Genomic DNA, 20,745 nt, shown 5'->3' on the forward strand with positions numbered 1-20,745 from the left:
ATGAGCACGCCTGGCGCCGATATTAAACATCAGCCCGCGTTAATATCTTTTATATCAGCAAGTGTCGATATTTCACTCCACCCGAAGACGCTTTTCTCTGGCCTCACTGGCATGTCTGAATCTCGCTATTAAATATAAATGGCAAGGAATCGCTATGGATAAATCGTTTCGTCTTGCACCTCTCAGCTGTGTATTGATTGCCGCCGTGGGTTGCAGCTCTCAGCAGATGCAGAATTTCAAATCCACGGTCAATGATATCGGCAAGGATTACGGCATGCCGGTGCTTTGTGGGGCTGGCATGATTGCAGGAGGGGCTGCGGGCTACGCCATCAACGGGAAAAAAGGGGCTGTCGCGGGGGTTGCCCTCGGTGGGGCACTGGGCTGCGCGGCAGGCTATATGTGGCAGTCCAGGCTACAAGAGCTTGACCGGATAGCAAAGGAAGAGAATCTCAACATCGCGACCGAGAAGCTGACCGTTGCCGAGCCAGCCGCAGTGACCGGTGTCCCTCAGGACGCCGGCCTTGTGGCCCAGATCCCCGATTCCGGCATGTTCTCGAGTGGTTCTGCCCAGCTCACAGAAAGCGGCCTGCGCGTGGTCACGAAACTGGCCCAGCTCTATGCCAAACCCGCAGCCGCAGACGCCTCGGATCAGCGCCGTATCCTCCTCGTCGGCCACAGTGACGCCACCGGCCCTGCAGAACTCAACCTGCGACTCTCCGAGCAACGTGCGCGAGCCGTCGGCAAGGTCCTGGTCGCATCGGGGATCCCGGCCTCTTCCATTTACTATCAAGGCGCGGGTTCTTCGCGTCCCATCGCAGACAACAGCGACCCCTTGCTTCGCGGTCAGAATCGCCGGGTCGAAATTGTGGAACTGGCGAACGAGCAGGCTCTGGTCATGCGGGCCCAATCCGAAGAGAACAACACCCGCTATCTGCGTTATGGCGCTTCCGATACGGCCAAGCCTCGTGTGGCTGCGACCAAACCGGCGGCTCAGTCCGCAAGCGGTTCAAGCAAGGTGGCGGCCACGTCGCAAACCGCCCCTCGCCAACCCGCCGCCAAGCAGAGCGCCTCAAACACCAGCACGACCAAGGCCCTGCCCAATGCCAAGGCCGCAGTGGACTTCGGCGGCAAGCCTGCCGGCACCTATCAGTGGAACATGGCCCAGAACATCAAACCCAAGGCGAGTGGTTTTGCACTGATCAGCAGCGCATACGCAAGCGACATGCCGATGTCGAGCTGTGAGGCAGATAAGCCACGCAGTGCAGGCCAGGTACTGAGCATGGCAGACGACAAGCCTCTCCCGCGCCATGCCACCAAGGAGTACATGCCCGGCTATAACAATCGCGTCTGGGCCAATACCGTCAACGGCCACCTGGTGACTGTCTCTCCGGTTTCCATCTTGCGTGACAACGCCCAGGTCGATCGTCAACCGATCCTGCAAGTCGTTCAGGGTTACAAATCCTCGAATCAGAAGAAGCCCCAGACCCTCAAGGCGGTGGCCAACACCTATGAGGGCGAGAGTGAGGTGCTGTACCGCGTCTTCACCAGCGATCCCAAGGCGTCGGTGTCCTGCATGGACCTCGTGTTCAGCAAAGGCAACGCCAAGGTCAGCCAGGGAGCCCTGTTCTACCCGGCAGGTTCCGAGGCTTATGTGGCTTCGTACCTGCCCATTCCCGCCACCCATTCCAAATAAGAAAACGGAGAAACTTAGTGGAAGACTTTTCTTTGGCAGCGCTCAAGACGCTGATCCTCGCCAACCAGATGCTGACCGTTGGCATTGTTTCATTCCTCGTCAGCGCCGTGGTGGTGTGGCGGCATTGGGAGCATGTCTCCTACTTCCTGATCCGGGTATGGCACAGCCTGCCGCTGATCGGCACAGTGGCCCGTCTCGCCCGCAAGCCGGCCTCGGTCGATGGCGATGGCTGGATCAACCATGAAGTGACCCTGTCAAATGTGTACTACCGCGAATACAAGAAGCATTTAAAGGGGACAGATGCCTACAACGCCTCCCTCGACTACCTTGCCAAGGCAGGAGAGGCCGGCCGCTCCCCGCGCCCGGCGTGGGTACTTGCTCTGGTGCTGGTGCTGGTGCTGGTCGAGGCAATGGGCTTTGCCTACGTGCTGGCAGGCTGGATGAACATGGATGCCTCCACCAATGACCGTCACCTGCTGGCAGCCGCGACGGCTCTGCTGCTCGCCGTTGCATCCGCATTCCTGGCTGAAGTGGCCGGACACTCCCTGCATCACAACAGCCTGATCGCCCGGGCGCGTCACTGGTGGCAAGGGGAAGAGCCCTCAAAACGCTCCCGTACCCTCAAGGCAAACAAGGCCATCAATCTGGAAGACTCCTTCTCGGACTCTGACAAACCTGACTACGAGCAGCTGCTGGCCCGCCTGAAAGACGTGAATTCAGGTGTCAGCCGCAAGTTTGTCTGGCTGATTGTCTGTGCTTCGTTTGTTGCCTGCATGGCCGTGGGCGCCTTCGTGGTGCGTTCAGCCACCCTCGACAGCATCGAAACCGAGATGGTCAACAACATGCGCGCCGAAACAACGGCACAGAGTGACAGCAGCATGGGGTCGCCGTTTGATCTGCCGGAAGAGTCTCAAGCCATCAACAACGAGGCGGAAGAGGCCACCATCGAAGACAAGATGCAGGCCATCCGTGAGGCCAGCCTGACCACCTACGTCATGCTGTCGCTCATCTACATCGCCATCCAGGGGATCAGCATCTGGCTTGCCAGCAAATACCACTTTGCGGGCACCCATTCCAAAACAGCCTGGCGTCTGACACACGAATACGCGACCGCCGAAGAGATGCTGGACGCGATGGACCAGCAACGCACCGCCATTGCCAGCCATGCCGATGACAAGCTCCGCCGCTTGCAGACCCTGTTGTCGAGCCGTGACCATACCAACTCGGGTGTGCTGGGGGCGCTGGAAGGGGAGAAATCCGCCCATCGCAATTTCCTGGCCTTTATCGAGTACAAGGCAGGCACCGTGCCGCCCAAGCCGGCCCCTCAGGCGGCCCCCCAGGTCGCACCGGCAGCGCAAGCCGAGCCGGCACCCGCCGTACAACCGGCTGTTGCGCAGGCAGAGGCGGCTCTCCCGCCCACCACTGACGCCCCCGGCCAGACCGGCGCTGCCGTCAAGGCCGCCGATTTCCATGATGTCACTGGCCTGCCCGAAGAGAGTCTGGCAGCAGCCAGCCGCGCACTGGGGGTGGACGAAGCGCAGTTGCGTGATATCCGTGAACAGCAGATGGCCCTCAAGACCCTGGGCCTCTTTCCCACCAAGCAGAGTGCCTAATCGTGAAGATCACCCAGGTATTGCTACTGGCGTTGACGCTGCCTTGTGCAGCGTTGGCGGCCGAGCGTAACGACATACAGAGCTGCTATGAGCGCAATGGCCTGACCGACATCAAGCCTGCGGGCACCGGTCGCGAACTGGTGGTCATCATCGACCAGACCATTCCGATGCCTGACGATCTGCAACGCAGCAGTTGGGGGCAGATAGAGCGGTTCGTGCAGGCTGGCGATCGCGTCAAGCTCTATACCTTCTCCGCCTTCTTGCCTGGCGAATACCTTCGCCTGGCCTACGCGGGGCAACTGGATATGCCGCTGGAAGGGGAGATCCGGGACGATGTCAGCATGCGCAAATTGCGCGGCCTGGACACCTGCCTGACGACGCAGACCAAGGTCTTTCGTAACGGCTTTGGCAAACAGTTCGTGAAAGCACTGCGTGATGCCCGCCAGGACATCCCCAAGAGCGAGATCATGAACTCGCTGCGCAAGGTGGGTGACGATATGAAGGCCGAGCAAGGCGTCAATGACCGCGTCGTGTTCCTCATTTCGGACATGCTGGAGCACTCCGATTACACCAGCTTCTATGCCACCAACAAGATCAAACAGCTCAATGTCGGTGACGAGCTCAAGCAGGCCAAGAGCAAGGGGCTGTTTGCCGATCTGCAAGGCGCTCGCGTCTACGTCACGGGCGCCGGGCTGGTGACCGACGCGGTGAAACACGCCTATCGTTCCGGCAAGACCATGGATGCACTCGGTGACTTCTGGTCACAGTACTTCGAGCATTCCCATGCCACCCTGGTGAACTTCGGCGCCCCCAGCCTGAGCACGGATTTGCAATAACCGTCACCTTCACAGGCAGAGCCCGCGCTTCTGCCCATCACACAAGGGCGACCAACTGGTCGCCCTTGTTATTTATTGCCAACGCTGCCCCCATTCGAGATATCGGCCAACCCGCCCCTTGGCATCAGGTTTGGTCATGCGAGCCAAAGGTGGATCCCCATATTTGCCGACTCTCGTAAAGATCTCCAAGGGACGTCGTCATCTCCCCCCCTTCTCCATGGACCGAGCAAAATAAGGTCTCTTTTTTATTTGGGACAGCCATCTTTGTGTACGGATTGTTCCATAAGATAAGCTCCCTTTTTATTTGGGACAGCCATCTTTGTGTACGGATTGTTCCATTGGAGGCACCATATCACCCACTCTGTTTCACTGATGCAAAAATCACCTGCTCAAGCAACACCCACGGTGTCGCCGCATTGTGAGAAAGGGCCTGTTGACAAAGGACCGATAGCCCCTCTTCCCCAACCCGCCTTATCAGGACAGCCATCTTTTGGAGAAAGCCCTCATCCAGCGCCCAGCACAACTCGTCATCCAGCATGTGCGATGGCATTTGTGAAACTCGGGGGATTAAAAAGAATGTCTTGGCATCGATGACGCCAATTCAGATGCGATCACACCGGTGATGAGCTGGCGCTATACCGGACGTTGTTATGACACAAATATTCATCACTCAAAGGGATGGTTGATGACACCGTCGCTGGCCACAGTGCCAGGCAAACTGCTGACAATGCTCTTTGTCACCCACCACTCTGATACCCTGGCGCCGAAACAGCGTCACTTGCTTGAGCCAGCGCACCTCGTCCAACCCCAGCCGCGCCAGGATAGGGGCAAGAGAAGCCGGGATATGGCCCCGTTTGTTCACTCGGATGGCGCGACCTGTCCAGTCCACCAGCATCAGGTAATCCGCAAAGGCATATGGCAGGCTATCGGGTCGCGCGTCGTGCGCAAAGGGCAACAACAACGGCGACAATGGGGCGGCGGACTGCTCGCCATCGAAACGCTGCTTGAGGCTGGTGTAGTCGCTATGCTCGGGCCGGTCGGCAATCGCCGCCCGTATCGGATTGAGATCGACATAGGCCATGCAGGCCAGCAGGGCTGATTCGGTGAGCAAGACCTGGCTCTTGAAGCGCCCTTCCCAGAAATGGCCCTTGCAACCATCTTCCCGATTGGACTGCCGAGCCAGGTTTTCGTTGAGCAACCGCACAAACCAGCTGATGGAATGTAACCGCTCCCGCCACTGCCCTATCAGTTGTTGCACCACAGCGAGTTCAGGCTCAATCAGGGATTCCCCCTGATACCAGCGTCGTACCAGCAGCGGCCACTGGAATAGCGCCGCCCAACGCTCGGCCACCTCCCGCTCGCTCCAATTGGCAGCGGTATCCGGCTCGACCTTGAGCACCAGGTGATAGTGATTGCTCATCACCGCATAGGCACACACACCGATGGCAAACAGTCGCGACAATTGGCCCAACTTGTCGACCACCCACTGGCGCCGATGCTCGTAACTCTGGCCGGAGTGGGCATCTTCCCCGCACAGAAACGCCCGCCGCACACAGCGACTGACCACATGATAGTAAGGCGTATCCTGCAAACTGATTTGACGTGAACGAGCAATGGTCATGGCTCACCCCCTGGGCAGTGACACCTCAAGCCAAGTACAGGGCTACGCCGCTGTCACAAAGGTGGGTGTCCCAGATTTCCCAATATGTTTTAGGGAGATACCATGGTGCCCTCCCCTTTGAACCAGACGCCAAGATAACAAAGTCACTGTCACCTAGCCGCTTTTGGTTGCAGTTGGTGATGCGCTTTGATGATCTGGTTCAAAAAACGATAACGTTTTGATGGTTGTATCACTTCCGATACTCGTAAAAGCGGCTTCGTTTGGCTTACCATATCCGTCCAGAACCTGTTGAGCTGCGATGGGTTGCTGCCAACGCGGGTCAATGGGGCATATTGGAAGCTGTAATCCACGGGCGGTAGCGTGTACTTTATATGTTTTAACAAACTGCATGCACAAAAACTTATTTAAGAAGGAAGTATTAATAACTTTTTCGACATCATCTAACGGCCAGTTTTTGTGAGTAAAAACAAGTTCTTATTGACTTTCAAATTACATGGCGATATTGTCCACCTCGGCTTATGGGCAGATTTTGGATTGTGTTTCGCAATCAGTGAAAAAAATGTCCCACAGGACTCGCCATTTGGCGGATTGACGCAGTGTCGATTCCGAATATAAGTGCATAAGAGTGCCCATAAGCCTTCACTTTAACTTCAAAAAATGTCCAGACTGGCCTTATTAAAGCAAGCAACTACTAAGAGAATGCTTGCAAAAGTACTAGATGTAAACCCCTCCTTTCTTACCAAAACCCTCTATTTGACCAGCGATGAACTAAAATATAAATCTTTTGAAATACCTAAACGCAATGGCGACCCTAGGACAATTTACGCACCAAACAAAGAATTAAAAGATTTGCAATCTAGGCTTTCAGCTTTACTACTTGACTGTATAGATGAAATAAATAAAGAAAGGAAAATAACACCAAAACTATCTCATGGTTTTGTTAGAAATCGGTCAATAATAACAAACGCAAAAAACCACACTCATAAAAAAAATGTTTTAAATTTAGATTTAAATGATTTCTTTGGATCATTTAACTTCGGTCGAGTGAGAGGTTTTTTCATAAAAAACCAGCACTTTGAGCTTCATGAACATATTGCAACTGTTATTGCACAAATAGCATGCTATAAAAACTTTTTACCTCAAGGAAGTCCATGCTCTCCAGTAATAACAAATTTAATAATGCATAGTGTCGATATTCGACTTGCTAAACTTGCTAAGAAAAATAGCTGTACATATACCAGGTATGCAGATGACATAACCTTTTCAACACGTGAAAATATATTTCCAAAAGATATTGCAATAGCAGATAAAAACAAAATTCATCTCGGCAGAAGGCTTTCCAAAGAGATAACTGATAATGGATTCACAATAAATGAGAAGAAAACCAGAGTTCAGTTAATGGATTCAAGACAAGATGTAACTGGCTTGGTTGTAAACAAAAAAGTTAATATAAAAAGTGACTACTGGAGAATCACTAGAGCTATGTGCCATAGCTTATTCCAAACTGGTTCATACATAAAATGCGAACAGAATGGACAAGAGGTTGCGGGTACTCTTTATGAACTAGATGGCCGATTAAATTTCATTGATTACATAGATAAATATAATAACGTAAAGGAAAAAGGTCCTATAGATAACCGTTTTTCACTGAGAAACCACGGACTTAACTACAGAGAAAAACTTAATGTAAGAGAAAAAACCTTCAGTCGATTTTTATTTTACAAGTATTTCTTCGGCCATAATAAACCAACGGTACTATGTGAAGGGAAAACCGATAACATTTATATCAAGGCAGCCATACTACGTTTATCTGAAAAATTTGACTTATTATCCAATGCAAAAACTGATGAAAAAGAATATGAGCTCCTGGTTAACTTTTTAGAATACAGTAAGAGAACTAGATACCTCCTTGATTTATATGGTGGAGCAAGTTATCTAAAGCGTTTTGTAGAAAGATACCGTTCTGATTATTCTTACTATCGAGCTCCAGCAGCAACGCAACCGGTCATTATTGTTGCGGACAACGACTCTGGTTCAACAGAGTTAATTTCATATCTTGTAAATAATAAACCTCTCTACCCTGAACTAAAAAAGGATAAAGCCGAGTCAAATAAAATCATAAAAGATTCTTCTTTTGTTCATGTTGAGAAAAACTTATATATAGTGTTTACGCCACTTATTGATGGTCGAGATAGCTTCATGGAAAATCTCTTTTCACATGAAACACTAAATATTGAAGTTGATGGACGAAAATTCTCACCTCAACAAGAAGCCGATACTAAAAACTCCTATGGTAAAAATACTTTTGCGACCAAAGTAGTATCGGCCAAAAAGCATAGCATACCTTTTTCCGGTTTTGAGCCATTATTAACCAGAATGGAAGAGGCTATTATTCACTATCGTACCCAAATTGAAAAAAATAAGGTTAAATAAAAAAGGCGACCATCCGGTCGCCTTTTTATTTCTATCGCTTTTCAATCAGCAAACTCACCTTGCCGGTCGCTTGGCACCATTGCCTTTGGCCGCGGGCTTGCCGCCCTGAGTGGCGGGTTTGGCGCCCGGCTTGGCAGAGCCGGCGCGGGTCGGCGCCTTGCCCTTGTGAGCAGGTTTGCTCTTACCAGCACTCTGCCCTGCGCCCTGCGCGGCAGGCTTGCCGTTGCCAGCCCCTTTGTGGAGCTGGGAGCCCACCGGCTTGCCATTGCCGGCCTTGCCGCCATGTTTGCTGGCTGCCGGGGCATTGGCTGCACCAGCCTCGCTGCGGGCGACCTTGTTGCCAGCCCCGTTGCTGCGCTGGTGAGTGATGGCACTGTGGCGGGTCAGGGCGGGCTTGAGGCCCTTGCTGCGGCTGCGCTCGGCTTTGGCTTCACCACGGCCTTCCGGCGGCACCAGGCAGTCGGGGCCGTTGCCGATGAGGTGACCCTTGCCCATCTCCAGCAGGGCTTCGCGGATCATCGGCCAGCCGGCCGGATCGTGATAGCGCAGCAGCGCCTTGTGCAGGCGACGGCGACGCTCCCCTTTCACCACGAACACGTCCCCGCCCTGGCGGCTCACCTTGTTCAGCGGGTTTTTCTCGGTGTAATACATGGTGGTGGCGTTGGCGAGCGGCGACGGGTAGAAGTTCTGCACCTGATCGAGCTTGAAGCGGTTGGACTTGATCCAGAGCGCCATGTTCACCATGTCCTCATCCGTGGTGCCCGGGTGGGCGGAGATGAAGTAGGGGATCAGGTACTGCTGCTTGCCCGCCTCTTTGGAGTACTTGTCGAACAGCTCCTTGAAGCTGTAGTAGCTGCCCATGCCCGGCTTCATCATCTTGGAGAGCGGACCCTCTTCGGTGTGCTCCGGCGCGATCTTGAGGTAGCCGCCGACGTGGTACTTGGCCAGCTCCTTGATGTAGCGCGGATCTTCTACCGCGATGTCGTAACGCACGCCGGAGGCGATCAGGATCTTCTTGATGCCCTTGAGATCGCGCGCCTTGCGATAGAGGTTGATGGTCGGGCTGTGGTCGGTGTCCATGTGCGGGCAGATGGTCGGCCAGACGCAGGAGGCGCGCCGACAGGTCTGCTCGGCCTTGGGGCTCTTGCAGCGCAACTTGTACATATTGGCGGTAGGGCCGCCCAGATCCGAGATGACGCCGGTAAAGCCCGGCACCTTGTCGCGGATCTCTTCGATTTCTTTCAAGATCGACTCTTCCGAGCGGCTCTGGATGATGCGCCCTTCGTGCTCGGTGATGGAGCAGAAGGAGCAGCCGCCGAAGCAGCCACGCATGATGTTGACCGAGGTCTTGATCATGTCGTAGGCCGGGATCTTCTCCTTGCCATAGGCCGGGTGCGGCACCCGCTGGTACGGCAGGCCGAACACCCCGTCCATCTCGTCGGTTTCGAGGGGGAAGGCAGGCGGGTTGACCCAGATGATGCGATCGCCGTGAGCCTGGGAGAGCGCGCGGGCGCAGCCCGGGTTGGTCTCGTGGTGCAGGATGCGGGACGCATGGGCGTAGAGCACCTTGTCCTCCTTCACCCGCTCGAACGCCGGCAGCTTGACGTAGGTCAGCTCCCACGGCTTTTGCTTAGGGGGCTGCACCAGGATGGGCTTGGCCTCCTGCTCCACCGGCGCGGTACCCTCGTCATCGCTGCAGGGCGCCCCTTCCATATAGGGGTTGGGGATGGGATCGATGCGGCCAATCTGGTCGAGCTTGCTCGAATCCACCCCGCGCCAGCCCGGCAGTGGCTCCTTGCGGATCACGGCGGTGCCGCGAATGTCCTGCATGGTCTCGATGGTCTCGCCGCCTGCGATGCGGTGAGCCACTTCCACCAGGGGGCGCTCGGCGTTGCCGTAGATGAGGATGTCGGCCTTGGCGTCGATCAGGATGGAGCGACGGATGGTCTCGGACCAGTAGTCGTAGTGGGCGATGCGGCGCAGGGATGCCTCGATGCCGCCGATGACCACCGGCACCTCTTTATAGGCCTCTTTGCAGCGCTGGGTATAGACCAGGGTGGCGCGGTCCGGCCGCTTGCCGCCCACATCCCCCGGGGTGTAGGCGTCGTCGTGACGCAATTTTTTGTCGGCGGTGTAGCGGTTGATCATGGAGTCCATGTTGCCCGCCGTCACCCCGTAGAAGAGATTGGGCTTGCCCAGGCGCATGAAGTCATCTTTCGATGACCAGTCCGGCTGGGCGATGATGCCGACCCGAAAACCCTGGGATTCGAGCATGCGGCCGATCACCGCCATGCCGAAGCTCGGGTGATCCACGTAGGCGTCGCCTGTCACCAGCACGATGTCGCAGCTGTCCCAGCCGAGCTTGTCCATCTCCGCGCGGGACATGGGCAGGAAGGGCGCCGTGCCGTAGCACTCGGCCCAGTAACGGGGATAGGAGAAGAGGTTGGTAACCGGCTGCATTTTGACCACCTGGAACAATTCGGGTCGCGCATTATACCGGCAGAGCAAGGCGGGGGCGACGGCTTTTTGCCCCTACAGAAAGCGAGGGGAAGGGGCGCCTTCGAGCGGGCGTGACAGGTCGGCGTGACAGACTCGGATCTCATCAACAAGCAGGGCGCCCATTGGCGCCCTGCTTGCTGTCATCCGGGTCGGCACGCTAGGCCGCCGGTTTGTCACGCCCCTCGGGGGCCACCGCCCCTGGCACCGGGGAGGGACTGGCCGGGGTTGCCGTGGCCAGTACCTCGTCCACCAGTCGGTCCCGCGCCCCCGTCATCCCCGCGCGTCTGGCGATCAGGTGATAGATGGCGGGCACTACCAGCAGGGTCACCAGGGTCGCGAGCGACAACCCGAAGAAGACCACGGTCCCCACGGCCATCCGGCTCTCGTACCCCGCCCCCATGGAGAGCATCAGGGGCACGGCGCCGATGATGGCGGTGAGCGAGGTCATCAAGATGGGGCGCAGGCGGCGCACCGACCCCTTGATGATCGCCTCCTCGAACCCTTCACCCCGCTGGCGCAGCTGGTTGATGAACTCGACGATGAGAATGCCGTTCTTGGTCACCATGCCGATGAGCATGATCATGCCTATCTGGCTGTAGATGCTGAGCTCCTGCCCCGTGAGCCAGAGGCCGAGCAGGCCGCCGAAGATGCCGAGCGGCACCGTCATCATCACCACCGCCGGGGTCAGCAGGCTCTCGAACTGGGCCACCAGCACCAGATAGACCACCAGCAGGGCCAGGCCGAACACCAGTGCCATCTCCCCCTGGTTGTCGCGATAGTCCTTGGACTCGCCAGCGTAATCCACCGACATGCCGGTGGGCAGGTGATCTGCGGCCCAGCCATCCAGGAAGTCGAGCGCCTCCCCCAGGGTGTGACCGGGGGCCACGTCTGCGGTGAGGGTGACCGCCTTCTGGCGCTGGTAGTGGTTGAGGCGCTGGGGGCTCGCCACCTGGGTGACGGTCGCCAGGGTGGAGAGGCTCACCATCTCGCCGCTCGCGGCCTTCAAATAGATGCGGCTGATGTCGGAGATGCCGTTGAACTGGGTCTGGTTGGCGCGCAGGTAGACATCATACTCTTCGCCCCTGTCCACATAGGTGGTCTGGCTGACGCCGCCGAGCAGGGCCTGCAGGGAGCTTGCGATGGTGGAGACCGGAATGCCGAGCTGGGTGGCTCGCTCCCGCTCTATGGTCACCTGCAGCTCCGGGGTCTTCTCGGCATAATCGAGATCCGGGCTCTGCATCAGCCCGCTTTGGGCCGCTGCCTCCTTGAGCGCCAGCCCCTGCTGGTTGAGCTCGCCGTAATCGGAGCCTTGCAGCACGAACTGCACCGCCGCGGTGGAGCCGCCTCTGAACCCCGGCTGGAAGGTGCGGATCATCACGTCGGGGATGCCGGCGAGGCGACCGCTCAGGGAGCGGCCAAACTCGGTGGCCGTTTCGTCCCGCACCGCCCAGTCACTGAGCTGGATGATGGCCATGCCGGTCTGATCGCCGCCGCGCCCGAAGGCCGGGGTGCTGAAACTCATGGCCTGCACCACCCCCTTGCCGAGCAGCGGCAGGATGGCGGCCTCCACCTGCTGCATGTTGCGCTTCATCCGCTCGATGCTGGTGCCCTCCGCCCCTTTCACGAACACATAGAGCACGCCCCTGTCCTCGGTCGGGGTGAGGCTCGCGGGCAGCTTGCCAAAGAGGGCGCCAATGCCGCCAAGGCAGAGCAGCAACACCAGGGGCATCCAGACGGCGCGGCGCAGCACGGCCCCCAGCACGCGGCGATAACGCTCCTCCACCCAGCCAAGTCCCTTGTCCAGGGTGGCGGTCAGGGCGTTGGGCTTGTCCACGGCACGCATCAGCCAGGAGCCCATGGCCGGGGTCAGGGTGAGCGCTACCAGGGAGGAGAAGAGCACGGCCAGGGAGAGCAGGATGGCGAACTCGGTGAAGAGGCGCCCCACCATGCCATCCATGAAGGCGATGGGCACGAACACCATCACCAGCACGGCGGTGGTGGCGATGACGGCAAAGCCCACCTCCCGGGTGCCGTGCCAGGCCGCCATCAAGGGGGACTCGCCCCGTTGCAGGTGGTGGTGGATGTTCTCCACCACCACGATGGCATCATCCACCACCAGGCCGATGGCGAGGATGAGGGCCAGCAAGGTAATGAGGTTGATGGAAAAGCCCAGATACCAGGCACCGATGAAGGCCGAAATCAGGGAGACGGGCACCGTGATGGCGGGAATGAGGGTAGTGCGCCCCTGCCCGAGGAAGAGATAGAGCACGGCGACCACCAGCAGGGCGCAGATGGCGAGTGTCTCGTATACCTCGTCGATGGCCTGCTTGATGAAGATGGTGGAGTCGTAGTCGACCTCAAGGGTGGCCCCCTCCGGCAGGAAGCGCTGCATCTCCACGAGCTTCTTCTCGATGCCCTGGGCCACCGCCAGGGGGTTGGCTGTGGATTGAGCGACGATGCCAATCCCCAGGCTCTCGCGGCCGTTGCGCTGATAGGCGCTGTCTTCGTTCTTGGCCCCCACCTCCACATCCGCAATGTCCGCCAGATAGATGCTCTGACCATTGGTAGCTGTTTTCACCGGCAGGGTGCGAAAATCTTCCGCACTGTGATAGAGCCGTGCGATCTGCACCGCCATGGTCATGGTGTTGTTGCGGATCTCGCCGCCCGGCAGCTCGATGTTCTCCCGCTTGAGGGCATCCTGCACGTCGGCTACCGTGATGCCGCGGGCAGCCATGTCGGCGGGGCGCAGCCGCACGTACATCACCTGGGTCAGGTCCCCGGAGAGAGACACCTCGCTCACCCCGTCCACCAGGCTCAAGGGGTCCACCAGCATGCGATTGGCGTAATCCGTCATGGCGGTACGATCCATCTGGGTGCTGCTGAAGTTGAGCCAGATGGCCACATCCCCGTTGCCGTTGTCCTTGGTCACCATGGGCTCGTCCGCCCCGTCTGGCAGCTTGGGTCTGGCCCGGGAGATGGCGTCACGCACGTCGGAGGTGCCCTCCAGCATGTTCCAGCCGAGCTTGAACTCCACCGTGATGGAGGAGCGCCCCTTGCGGGTCACCGAGTTGATGTTCTTGATGCCGCTGATGCCGGAGAGCTGATCCTCGATGGGCTTGGTGACCTGGCTCTCCATCACCTCGGGGGCCGCCCCCTCATAGGTGGTGGTGATGGAGACGGACGGGGTCTGCACATCCGGCATCTCCCGCACGGTGAGTTTGCTGAAGGCCACCAGGCCGAACACGGTGAGCAGGGCGCTGATGACCACCGCCACCAGGGGACGGCGTACTGAGATATCGGAGAGCCACATCAGCCTTTCACCTCGCCCAGATCACGTACCTGGGCGCCGTCGCGCAGATTGACCAGCCCCTCCACCGCGATGCGATCGCCGACGTTCAACCCCTTGAGCACCCAGACGGCCTCGCCATGGGTGTCGCCAAGCTCCACCGGCACCCGCTTCACCCGTCCGTCCGCCTCCAGGCGATAGACGAAGCGCTGCTCGCCGGCGTACTCCACCGACTGGGCGGGGATCAGGGTCATCTTCTGGGGTGGCAGAGAGAGATCCACGTTCATCAGCATGCCGGGACGCAGCTGGCCGCCGGTGTTGGGCAGGATGACGCGGGCCTTGATGTTCTGGGTGTCGCTGGAGATCCGGCTGTCGAGGGTCTCCAGCACGCCGGAAAAGGATTGATCCGGCCAGGCCGAGCTGGTTGCCGTCACCGCCATGCCGGGGCGCAGCAGGGAGAGGTAGCGCTCGGGCACCGCCAGATCGAGCCGCAGTTTTGCCAGCTCGTCCAGATGCAAGAGCACGTCGCCGCTGTTGACCAGGGCTCCTTCGCTGAGATCGATGAGGCTGACGGTGCCGTCGAAGGGGGCGGCCAGGGTGCGCAGGGAGAGCTCGTAACGGGCCGCATCGACCCGGGCCTGGGCCTGGGCAACAGTCGCCTCCTGCCCCTCCAGCTCCGAGGTGGTGACGGCGCCTCGCGCCACCAGCTTGCGCATGTCCCGCAGCTTGCGAGCCTCGTCGCGCACGCTGGCGCTCTGCTCGGCCAGCTCTGCCTGCTGCTTGCCCGCATCCAGGGCGATCAGGGTCTGCCCCTGTTTGACCTGCTGGCCGGAACTCACCGCGATGGTGGCAATGCGGCCGGTCACCTCGGGACTGATGGCCACGGAGCGATTGGCCGCAAGCTTGCTCACCAGCTTGATGGAGGGCTCGGCCAGACTCTGCCTGACGGTTTCGGCCCTGATGTTGATCTCTCTTGGTGCAGGCTTGCTGGCGGGTTCAGCCTGCCGCAGATGCCAGGCGCCCGCCGCCAGCAATAGAAGAAGAGGGAAAAGCCACAGCCACACGCGCGTTTTCATCACAAGATCCATGCAGTCAAAGAGAGAGGAAGAAGAGATAGCTTCATCAAGGATGGCACCATGTTACCCCCTGACTATGCCGTGACTATGTATAAATGTGACAAAACGTAACAGTCCGGTGAGAAGATCATCAAAAACGCATCTTGTCGGCACGCGCGTCAGGGTTCTGCCTTACACTGATGCCGACTCTCGCCATCTTCCGGTACGCCCATGTCCATTCCCTCCCCCGCCTTTGCCAGATACCGATTGCAGTGGCTGCTGCTGGGCCTCGGCCTGCTGCTGTTGCTGCTCGCCCTGCAACATGCGTTTCGCCAGGTTACCGAGATAAACAAGCGTGACACCATCAACGCCGCGACTCAGCTCAGCAGCCAGCACCAGCGGATGGAGACCTTCCTTGAGGCCATGCGCGGCCAGGCGGAGGAGCGCCTGCGCAGCAATCCCCAGTCCGTGCTCTCTCGCCAGCTCTATCAGGCGCTGCAATCCGACGGGGAGCACGGCATCAACCTGGATCGCATCCCCGTCGATCTGCCCCCCGCCCTCATCGGCAACCTGACCGGGCAGGGCCCGCTGCCCCACGACGGCAGCGAGCGGCAAGCCAGAATACATCTCGCCCTCAGCCTCTCCCCCCTGCTCGCCACGGCCAGCAAGCTGCTGGACAGGGACGTGGCCTGGATCTACTTCACCGGTACGGACAATTTCATCTACCTCTATCCCTGGGTGCCATCCAGCCAGTTTCGCTTCGATCCCGTGATTTACAGCAAGGCCTACTGGCAGGAGGCGATGGCCAGGTATCCCCACCTGGAGCACGCCATGCTCTCGCGCCCCTACCAGGATTTTGCCGGACGGGGGCAGATGATCACCCTCTCCCAGCCCATTACCCAGGGCGGCCAGATCATTGGCCTGCTCAGCATCGACATCCAGACCGTCACGCTGGCGCAGACCCTGCACCGCCTCGCCCCCCGGATTGGCACCCTGTTCCTGCTCAACGCCCATCAGCAGATCCTCGCCAGCAGCCAGTCCGGTACCGCGCCGCCCCCGGCCAGGACGGCGCAGTCAGCGGAATATGAGTGGCAACAGGGCGCCCTGCAGCTCGTCTATCCCATCCCGGAGACACCGCTCTCCCTCATCCATCGCATCCCGCTGCTGCCTCTGCTGCAGACGCTGTTGTGGCAATCGGCGACGGCGCTCATCACCATTTTCTGTCTGGTGGTGGCGACCGTCTCCAGCCTGCGTGCCCAGCGCCTCAACCGGCGCCTCAACTACCTGTCGCGCCACGATGCCCTGACCGGCGCCTTCAACCGCCACTACTTCGATGCCTTCGAACACCGCCAGGCCCTGGCAGGCCGCCAACGCATCGGCGCCATCATGTTTGACTGCGATCACTTCAAACAGGTCAACGACCGTTTCGGCCACGGGGTGGGCGATCAGGTCCTCATCCGTCTGGTGCAGCTCTGCCAGTCCTTGCTGACACGGGAGTGCCACCTGATCCGCTGGGGCGGCGAGGAGTTCCTGCTGCTCGTCGCCGATGAAGCGATCCCTCTGGCCCCCTTGGCCGAGCGGCTTCGCCTGTGCATAGCAGAGCATCCCTGGAGCGCCATCGCGGCCGAGCTGAAGGTGACCGTCAGCCTGGGCCACTGTCGTCAATCACCAGCCATCTCCTTGCAGGAGGTGATCCGCCGCGCCGATATCGCCCTCTATCAGGCCAAGGCCGACGGCCGCAATCGCAGCGAAGCGTGGCGGGATGACGGACAGGAGAAGCCGGAGTAAGCTGGACTCCCACTTCATGTCAGGAGACGCAACTGTGTCACGAAAACCCCGTCTGGGATTGGCTCTGGGCAGCGGTGCGGCCCGAGGATGGGCCCACATCGGCATCATCCGTGCCCTGGAGCGACTGGGCGTCAAGCCGGATCTGGTGGCTGGCTGCTCCATCGGCAGCTTTGTCGGCGCCGCCTATGCCGCTGGTGAACTGGACAAGCTGGAGAGCTGGGTGCGCGGCTTCAGCCGCCTGCAGGTCATGGGGCTGCTCGATCCTGCCCTTTCCGGCGGCCTGTTTCGCGGTGACAAGGTATTTGGCATCGCCGCCGGCCATCTGGGGGATCCCGCCATCGAAAGCCTGCCGCTGCCCTTTGCCTGCGTCGCCACCGAACTCGATACCGGCCGCGAGATCTGGTTGCAGGAAGGGCCGCTTCGCCAGTGTGTGCGCGCCTCTTGCGGCATGCCCGGCCTACTCACCCCGACCCGGGTGGAGGATCGCTGGCTGGTAGACGGGGCCGTGGTCAACCCGGTCCCCATCTCCCTGGCCCGCGCCATGGGAGCCGAGGTGGTGATCGCCGTCAACCTCAACACCGACATGCACCAGCCCTGGACCGACGAACCGGACGAGCCCGTGCAGGGGGGGCTGCTCAGCCAGTGGTTGAACCGGGGCGAACGCGAACCCAGTACCCCCGGCATGTGGGGGGTAATGACGGGCTCCATCAACATCATGCAGGAGCGCATCACCCGTGCCCGGATGGCCGGGGATCCCCCCGAGATCCAGCTCTGCCCGCGCCTTGGCAACCTCTCCATCATGGATTTTCACCGCGCGAGCGACGCCATCAACGAGGGGGAAGCCTGTGTCGAGCGCAACCTGGAGCAGCTCAAGGAGGAGCTGTCACGACTCTGCCTGATATGAAGGCATATCGGGGTAAAAGACAAAAAGAGCGCCAATAGGCGCTTTTTTGTTTCGGGCGACCCGGCTCAGAACAGCCCCAGCCCCTTGAGCATCACCACCAGGATCAGCAGCGGCGACACATAGCGGATGATGAAAAACAGGGGCCTGAGGATGGGCTGCGCCAGCTTGCCCCCATTGGTCAGCGCCGTCGTCATCCGCTCAAATCCCCATACCCAGCCCACAAAGAGGCAGAGGAAGATGCCGCCAAGGGGCATCAGCACGTTGGAAGAGACGAAGTCGAACAGATCGAAGAAGGTTTTCCCGCCAACCTGCACATCCGCCAGCGTGCTGCTCGAGAGCGCACAGGTCGAGCCGACCGCCCCCAGCACCAGCAGGTTGATCAGGGTCGCCCTTGTGCGGCTCATGTGAAAGCGCTCGGAGAGCACCGAGACCGGCACCTCCAGGATGGAGAGCATGGCCCCGGTGGCTGCGATGGCGGAGAGCACGAAGAAGAGCACCATGAAGAGGTGGCCTAAGGGTATGCTGGCAAAGACCGCGGGTATGGTGATGAACAGCAGGGAGGGGCCTGCGCTCGGCTCGAAGCCAAAGGCAAACACCGCCGGGAAGATGGCGATCCCCGCCAGCATGGAGACGAAGAGATCCGCGCACATCACCCGTACCGTGGTGAGAGGGATGTGCTGATCATCGCGAAAATAGCTGCCATAGGTCATCATGCAGCCCATCCCGATGGAGAGCTTGAAGAACGCCAGCCCCATGGCCGTCAGCACGACGCCTGCGGTCACCTTGGAGAAATCCGGCGAGAACAGGAAATGCAGTCCTTCGCTCGCTCCGGGCAGAGTCAGGCTGCGCACGCCTATCACCAGCAGCAGGATGAAGAGCAGTGGCATCAACCGCTTGGTGACCGCTTCGATCCCCCTGGAGACCCCCATCAGCAAGATCCCCCCCATCAGGGTCAGCACCAGCCACTGCCAGAGCAGACTCTGCAAGGGATCCGTGATGAGTGAATTGAAGGCAGCACCCGTGACGGCGGGATCGGTGGAGAGGATCTCGCCGCTGGCCGCCTTGAAGATGTAGGCAAACACCCAGGCCGCCACCTCGGAGTAGAACGACATGATGAGGAAGGCCGCGCTCACCCCCATGGCGGCGATCAGCCACCAGGGTTGCCCCTTCGGAGCCAGCTTGATGAGCCCGCTGACCGCATCCGTCCTGGCCTCGCGCCCCAGCATGATCTCGGAGATCATCACCGGCAATCCCACCAGCAGGGTGGCGATGACATAGACCAGCAGAAAACCGGCGCCACCGTTCTCACCGGTCAGATAGGGAAACTTCCAGATATTGCCGAGCCCGACGGCAGACCCCAGGGTCGCGGCCAGCACGCCAAAGGTGCTGGTAAACCCATCTCTGGCTTTGGTAATGGATTGGCTCATCGTTGTCTCGCTGTGTGGATCACCGCCTGAATTAAAAGGGTCGGAGTGTTCTGTGGATTAATCCAGCCCGACAAGATGATTTAGTGAAAATCGCCACTGGCCGCACCCAACGCATTATTTAATTAAATAATTTTCCATTTTGACAAATAAAAAATGCCGCCTCGAGGGCGGCATTTTTATCAAGGTTGAACCGAATCAAGCCTTGGCAATATCGTCCGGACCGATCTGGCCGATTTCGGCGACTTTCTTGTCAGCCAGCAGCCAGAGGGTGAACTTGTGCAGATCGGGGTGGTGGGCCAGGGCAACCAGGAAGGCGCCTCCGACTTCACGGTAACCCAGTTCATAGTTCTTCAGGGTGGTTGGGGGGACGCCCAGCAGATCGGCAAACTTGGGACGGCTCAGGCCTACCGCTTCGCGGATCTGACGGATCTTCTTGCCAACAGTTACGATATTTGAATTCATGTGTTCCATACTCCGTTCGGCGGATTGACTCCACCTTTATTTTTCGCGACGACTCGTAGTCAAGTGTATCAGTTTTGAACGGACTCGTTATGGTCGAGCCTCTATCTATAATCAGCGTCTTTCGACGACAACCCTTCACAAACCTCGGGGATGGTAATCGCTGCGTCGCCTCAGGTAAACAGTCTCGAAAAGAAACCTTTCTTGTTGCCCGGCCATCCCTCGTATAATTCGCCGGTTATTTCCAAGAGAGTCATCAACATGGCATTTCCCGGCATCATTTCCCGCCTTCATTCCGACCCGGACTCCCTCCCCCGTCAGCTCGCCCAGGGTCTGCAGACCCGGGCCGAAGCGTTCTGGCTGCCCATGGCCATGCAGGGGGACGCCGCCACCGTGCTGGCGGCCCTCCCGGACAGCTGCAGCCTCTATCTTGAAGGCCAGGCGACGCTTCCCCTGCGCAGCCACGACGGCGTCGTAGCAGAAAACGGCACCCTGGCACTGGGCAATGGTCACACGATGACGCTTGCCAGGGAGAAAGGCGATGGCGGCATCGTGCCGGAAGAAAGCCTCGCCGAGATGGCCCAATGGCTGGAAGCGGGTCATCGGCACTTCATCTGCTCCACTGCCGTCCAGCCCGTGGCGCGGGCCATCCTCAACATCTGGCCTCTCGATCCCTACCTCGCCCGTCACTTCTTGCTCAGTTTCACACCCTTGCTGTGCGAAGCAACTGAGGCGGACTATCTTGCTGTCCTCTCGGTCAGGGCGGGTGACGCCATCCCGCGGCACGCTTGGGCTGAGGCTTATATGAAGCTTGAGAAGAAACTGCATCGCGCCTACTTGGATCACTAATAAATCCCAAGAAACAGCCAGTTATCCCTACGACACAATTTGCCCCATCCCTTATCTGTGAGCTTGATCATGTTTTGAAATGGGCATAAAGTGCGCCACGTCATCGGAATGACGTCGGCTGTTCGTGGCGGAGTATGCATTGTCGACAGTGCAACCCGCGCACTTGTGCACCCAGATACGTGCCTCCTGGATGGATCTAGGATCCCTGTTCGCACCAACGTCGTTGGTCGACAGAGCCAGCAGCTTACATAAATTACAAAGTGCGAAGCACGTGAACAACGT

The 20,745-nt window shown here is 58.8% G+C and carries 13 protein-coding genes; 7 read left to right on the forward strand and 6 right to left on the reverse strand.

The window, feature by feature from the left end; translation table 11 throughout:
- Nucleotides 1-154: 154 nt before the first annotated feature.
- Genes ACVDHI_RS02290 through ACVDHI_RS02300 form a run of 3 tightly spaced genes read left to right on the forward strand, consistent with a single transcriptional unit; the run spans nt 155 to nt 4,142 of the window.
- Nucleotides 155-1,693, forward strand: a complete 1,539-nt coding sequence (locus ACVDHI_RS02290) for an OmpA family protein (RefSeq protein WP_167825447.1) — start codon at nt 155-157, stop codon at nt 1,691-1,693.
- Nucleotides 1,694-1,710: 17 nt separating this feature from the next.
- Nucleotides 1,711-3,306, forward strand: a complete 1,596-nt coding sequence (locus tag ACVDHI_RS02295) for a hypothetical protein (RefSeq protein WP_161469719.1) — start codon at nt 1,711-1,713, stop codon at nt 3,304-3,306.
- 2 nt (nt 3,307-3,308) lie between these two features.
- Nucleotides 3,309-4,142, forward strand: a complete 834-nt coding sequence (locus ACVDHI_RS02300; RefSeq protein WP_042017295.1) for a hypothetical protein — start codon at nt 3,309-3,311, stop codon at nt 4,140-4,142.
- Between the two features lie 670 nt (nt 4,143-4,812).
- Here the strand turns inward: ACVDHI_RS02300 and ACVDHI_RS02305 are convergent.
- Nucleotides 4,813-5,763, reverse strand: coding sequence for a transposase (locus tag ACVDHI_RS02305; RefSeq protein WP_447211638.1), 951 nt, complete (start codon nt 5,761-5,763; stop codon nt 4,813-4,815).
- Between the two features lie 657 nt (nt 5,764-6,420).
- Between ACVDHI_RS02305 and ACVDHI_RS02310 the strand changes: the two genes are divergently transcribed.
- Complete coding sequence (locus ACVDHI_RS02310) at nt 6,421-8,196, forward strand: retron Ec67 family RNA-directed DNA polymerase/endonuclease (RefSeq protein WP_447211639.1); 1,776 nt, start codon at nt 6,421-6,423, stop codon at nt 8,194-8,196.
- Nucleotides 8,197-8,250: 54 nt separating this feature from the next.
- Here ACVDHI_RS02310 and ACVDHI_RS02315 read toward each other — a convergent pair whose 3' ends face one another.
- The 3 genes from ACVDHI_RS02315 to ACVDHI_RS02325 all read right to left on the reverse strand — a co-directional run bounded on the left by ACVDHI_RS02315 (nt 8,251) and on the right by ACVDHI_RS02325 (nt 15,057).
- Nucleotides 8,251-10,656: a YgiQ family radical SAM protein gene (locus ACVDHI_RS02315; protein WP_447211640.1), complete on the reverse strand. Its 2,406-nt coding sequence runs from the start codon at nt 10,654-10,656 to the stop codon at nt 8,251-8,253.
- Between the two features lie 196 nt (nt 10,657-10,852).
- Complete coding sequence (locus ACVDHI_RS02320; RefSeq protein WP_042864225.1) at nt 10,853-14,005, reverse strand: efflux RND transporter permease subunit; 3,153 nt, start codon at nt 14,003-14,005, stop codon at nt 10,853-10,855.
- The gene (locus ACVDHI_RS02325; protein ID WP_039039307.1) at nt 14,005-15,057 is read right to left on the reverse strand and encodes an efflux RND transporter periplasmic adaptor subunit; all 1,053 of its coding nucleotides are present in this window, start codon (nt 15,055-15,057) and stop codon (nt 14,005-14,007) included. The genes ACVDHI_RS02320 and ACVDHI_RS02325 overlap by 1 nt, the downstream gene beginning before the upstream one ends.
- Before the next feature lie 210 nt (nt 15,058-15,267).
- On the opposite strand from ACVDHI_RS02325, the gene ACVDHI_RS02330 reads away from it, so the two are divergent.
- Nucleotides 15,268-16,824 carry a sensor domain-containing diguanylate cyclase gene (locus ACVDHI_RS02330; protein WP_447211641.1) on the forward strand — a complete coding sequence of 519 codons (1,557 nt, stop codon included), beginning with the start codon at nt 15,268-15,270 and terminating at the stop codon, nt 16,822-16,824.
- Nucleotides 16,825-16,858: 34 nt separating this feature from the next.
- Complete coding sequence (rssA, locus tag ACVDHI_RS02335) at nt 16,859-17,728, forward strand: patatin-like phospholipase RssA (RefSeq protein ID WP_029313973.1); 870 nt, start codon at nt 16,859-16,861, stop codon at nt 17,726-17,728.
- 65 nt (nt 17,729-17,793) lie between these two features.
- Here rssA and ACVDHI_RS02340 read toward each other — a convergent pair whose 3' ends face one another.
- A complete protein-coding gene (locus ACVDHI_RS02340; protein ID WP_447211642.1) occupies nt 17,794-19,155 on the reverse strand; it encodes a sodium-dependent transporter in 1,362 nt (453 codons plus the stop codon).
- Between the two features lie 195 nt (nt 19,156-19,350).
- The gene (locus ACVDHI_RS02345) at nt 19,351-19,617 is read right to left on the reverse strand and encodes a helix-turn-helix domain-containing protein (RefSeq protein ID WP_010673503.1); all 267 of its coding nucleotides are present in this window, start codon (nt 19,615-19,617) and stop codon (nt 19,351-19,353) included.
- Nucleotides 19,618-19,875: 258 nt separating this feature from the next.
- On the opposite strand from ACVDHI_RS02345, the gene ACVDHI_RS02350 reads away from it, so the two are divergent.
- The gene (locus ACVDHI_RS02350) at nt 19,876-20,463 is read left to right on the forward strand and encodes a hypothetical protein (protein ID WP_201894438.1); all 588 of its coding nucleotides are present in this window, start codon (nt 19,876-19,878) and stop codon (nt 20,461-20,463) included.
- The last annotated feature ends 282 nt before the right edge of the window (nt 20,464-20,745 follow it).

It is taken from the genome of Aeromonas sp. 25-248 (assembly GCF_053005425.1).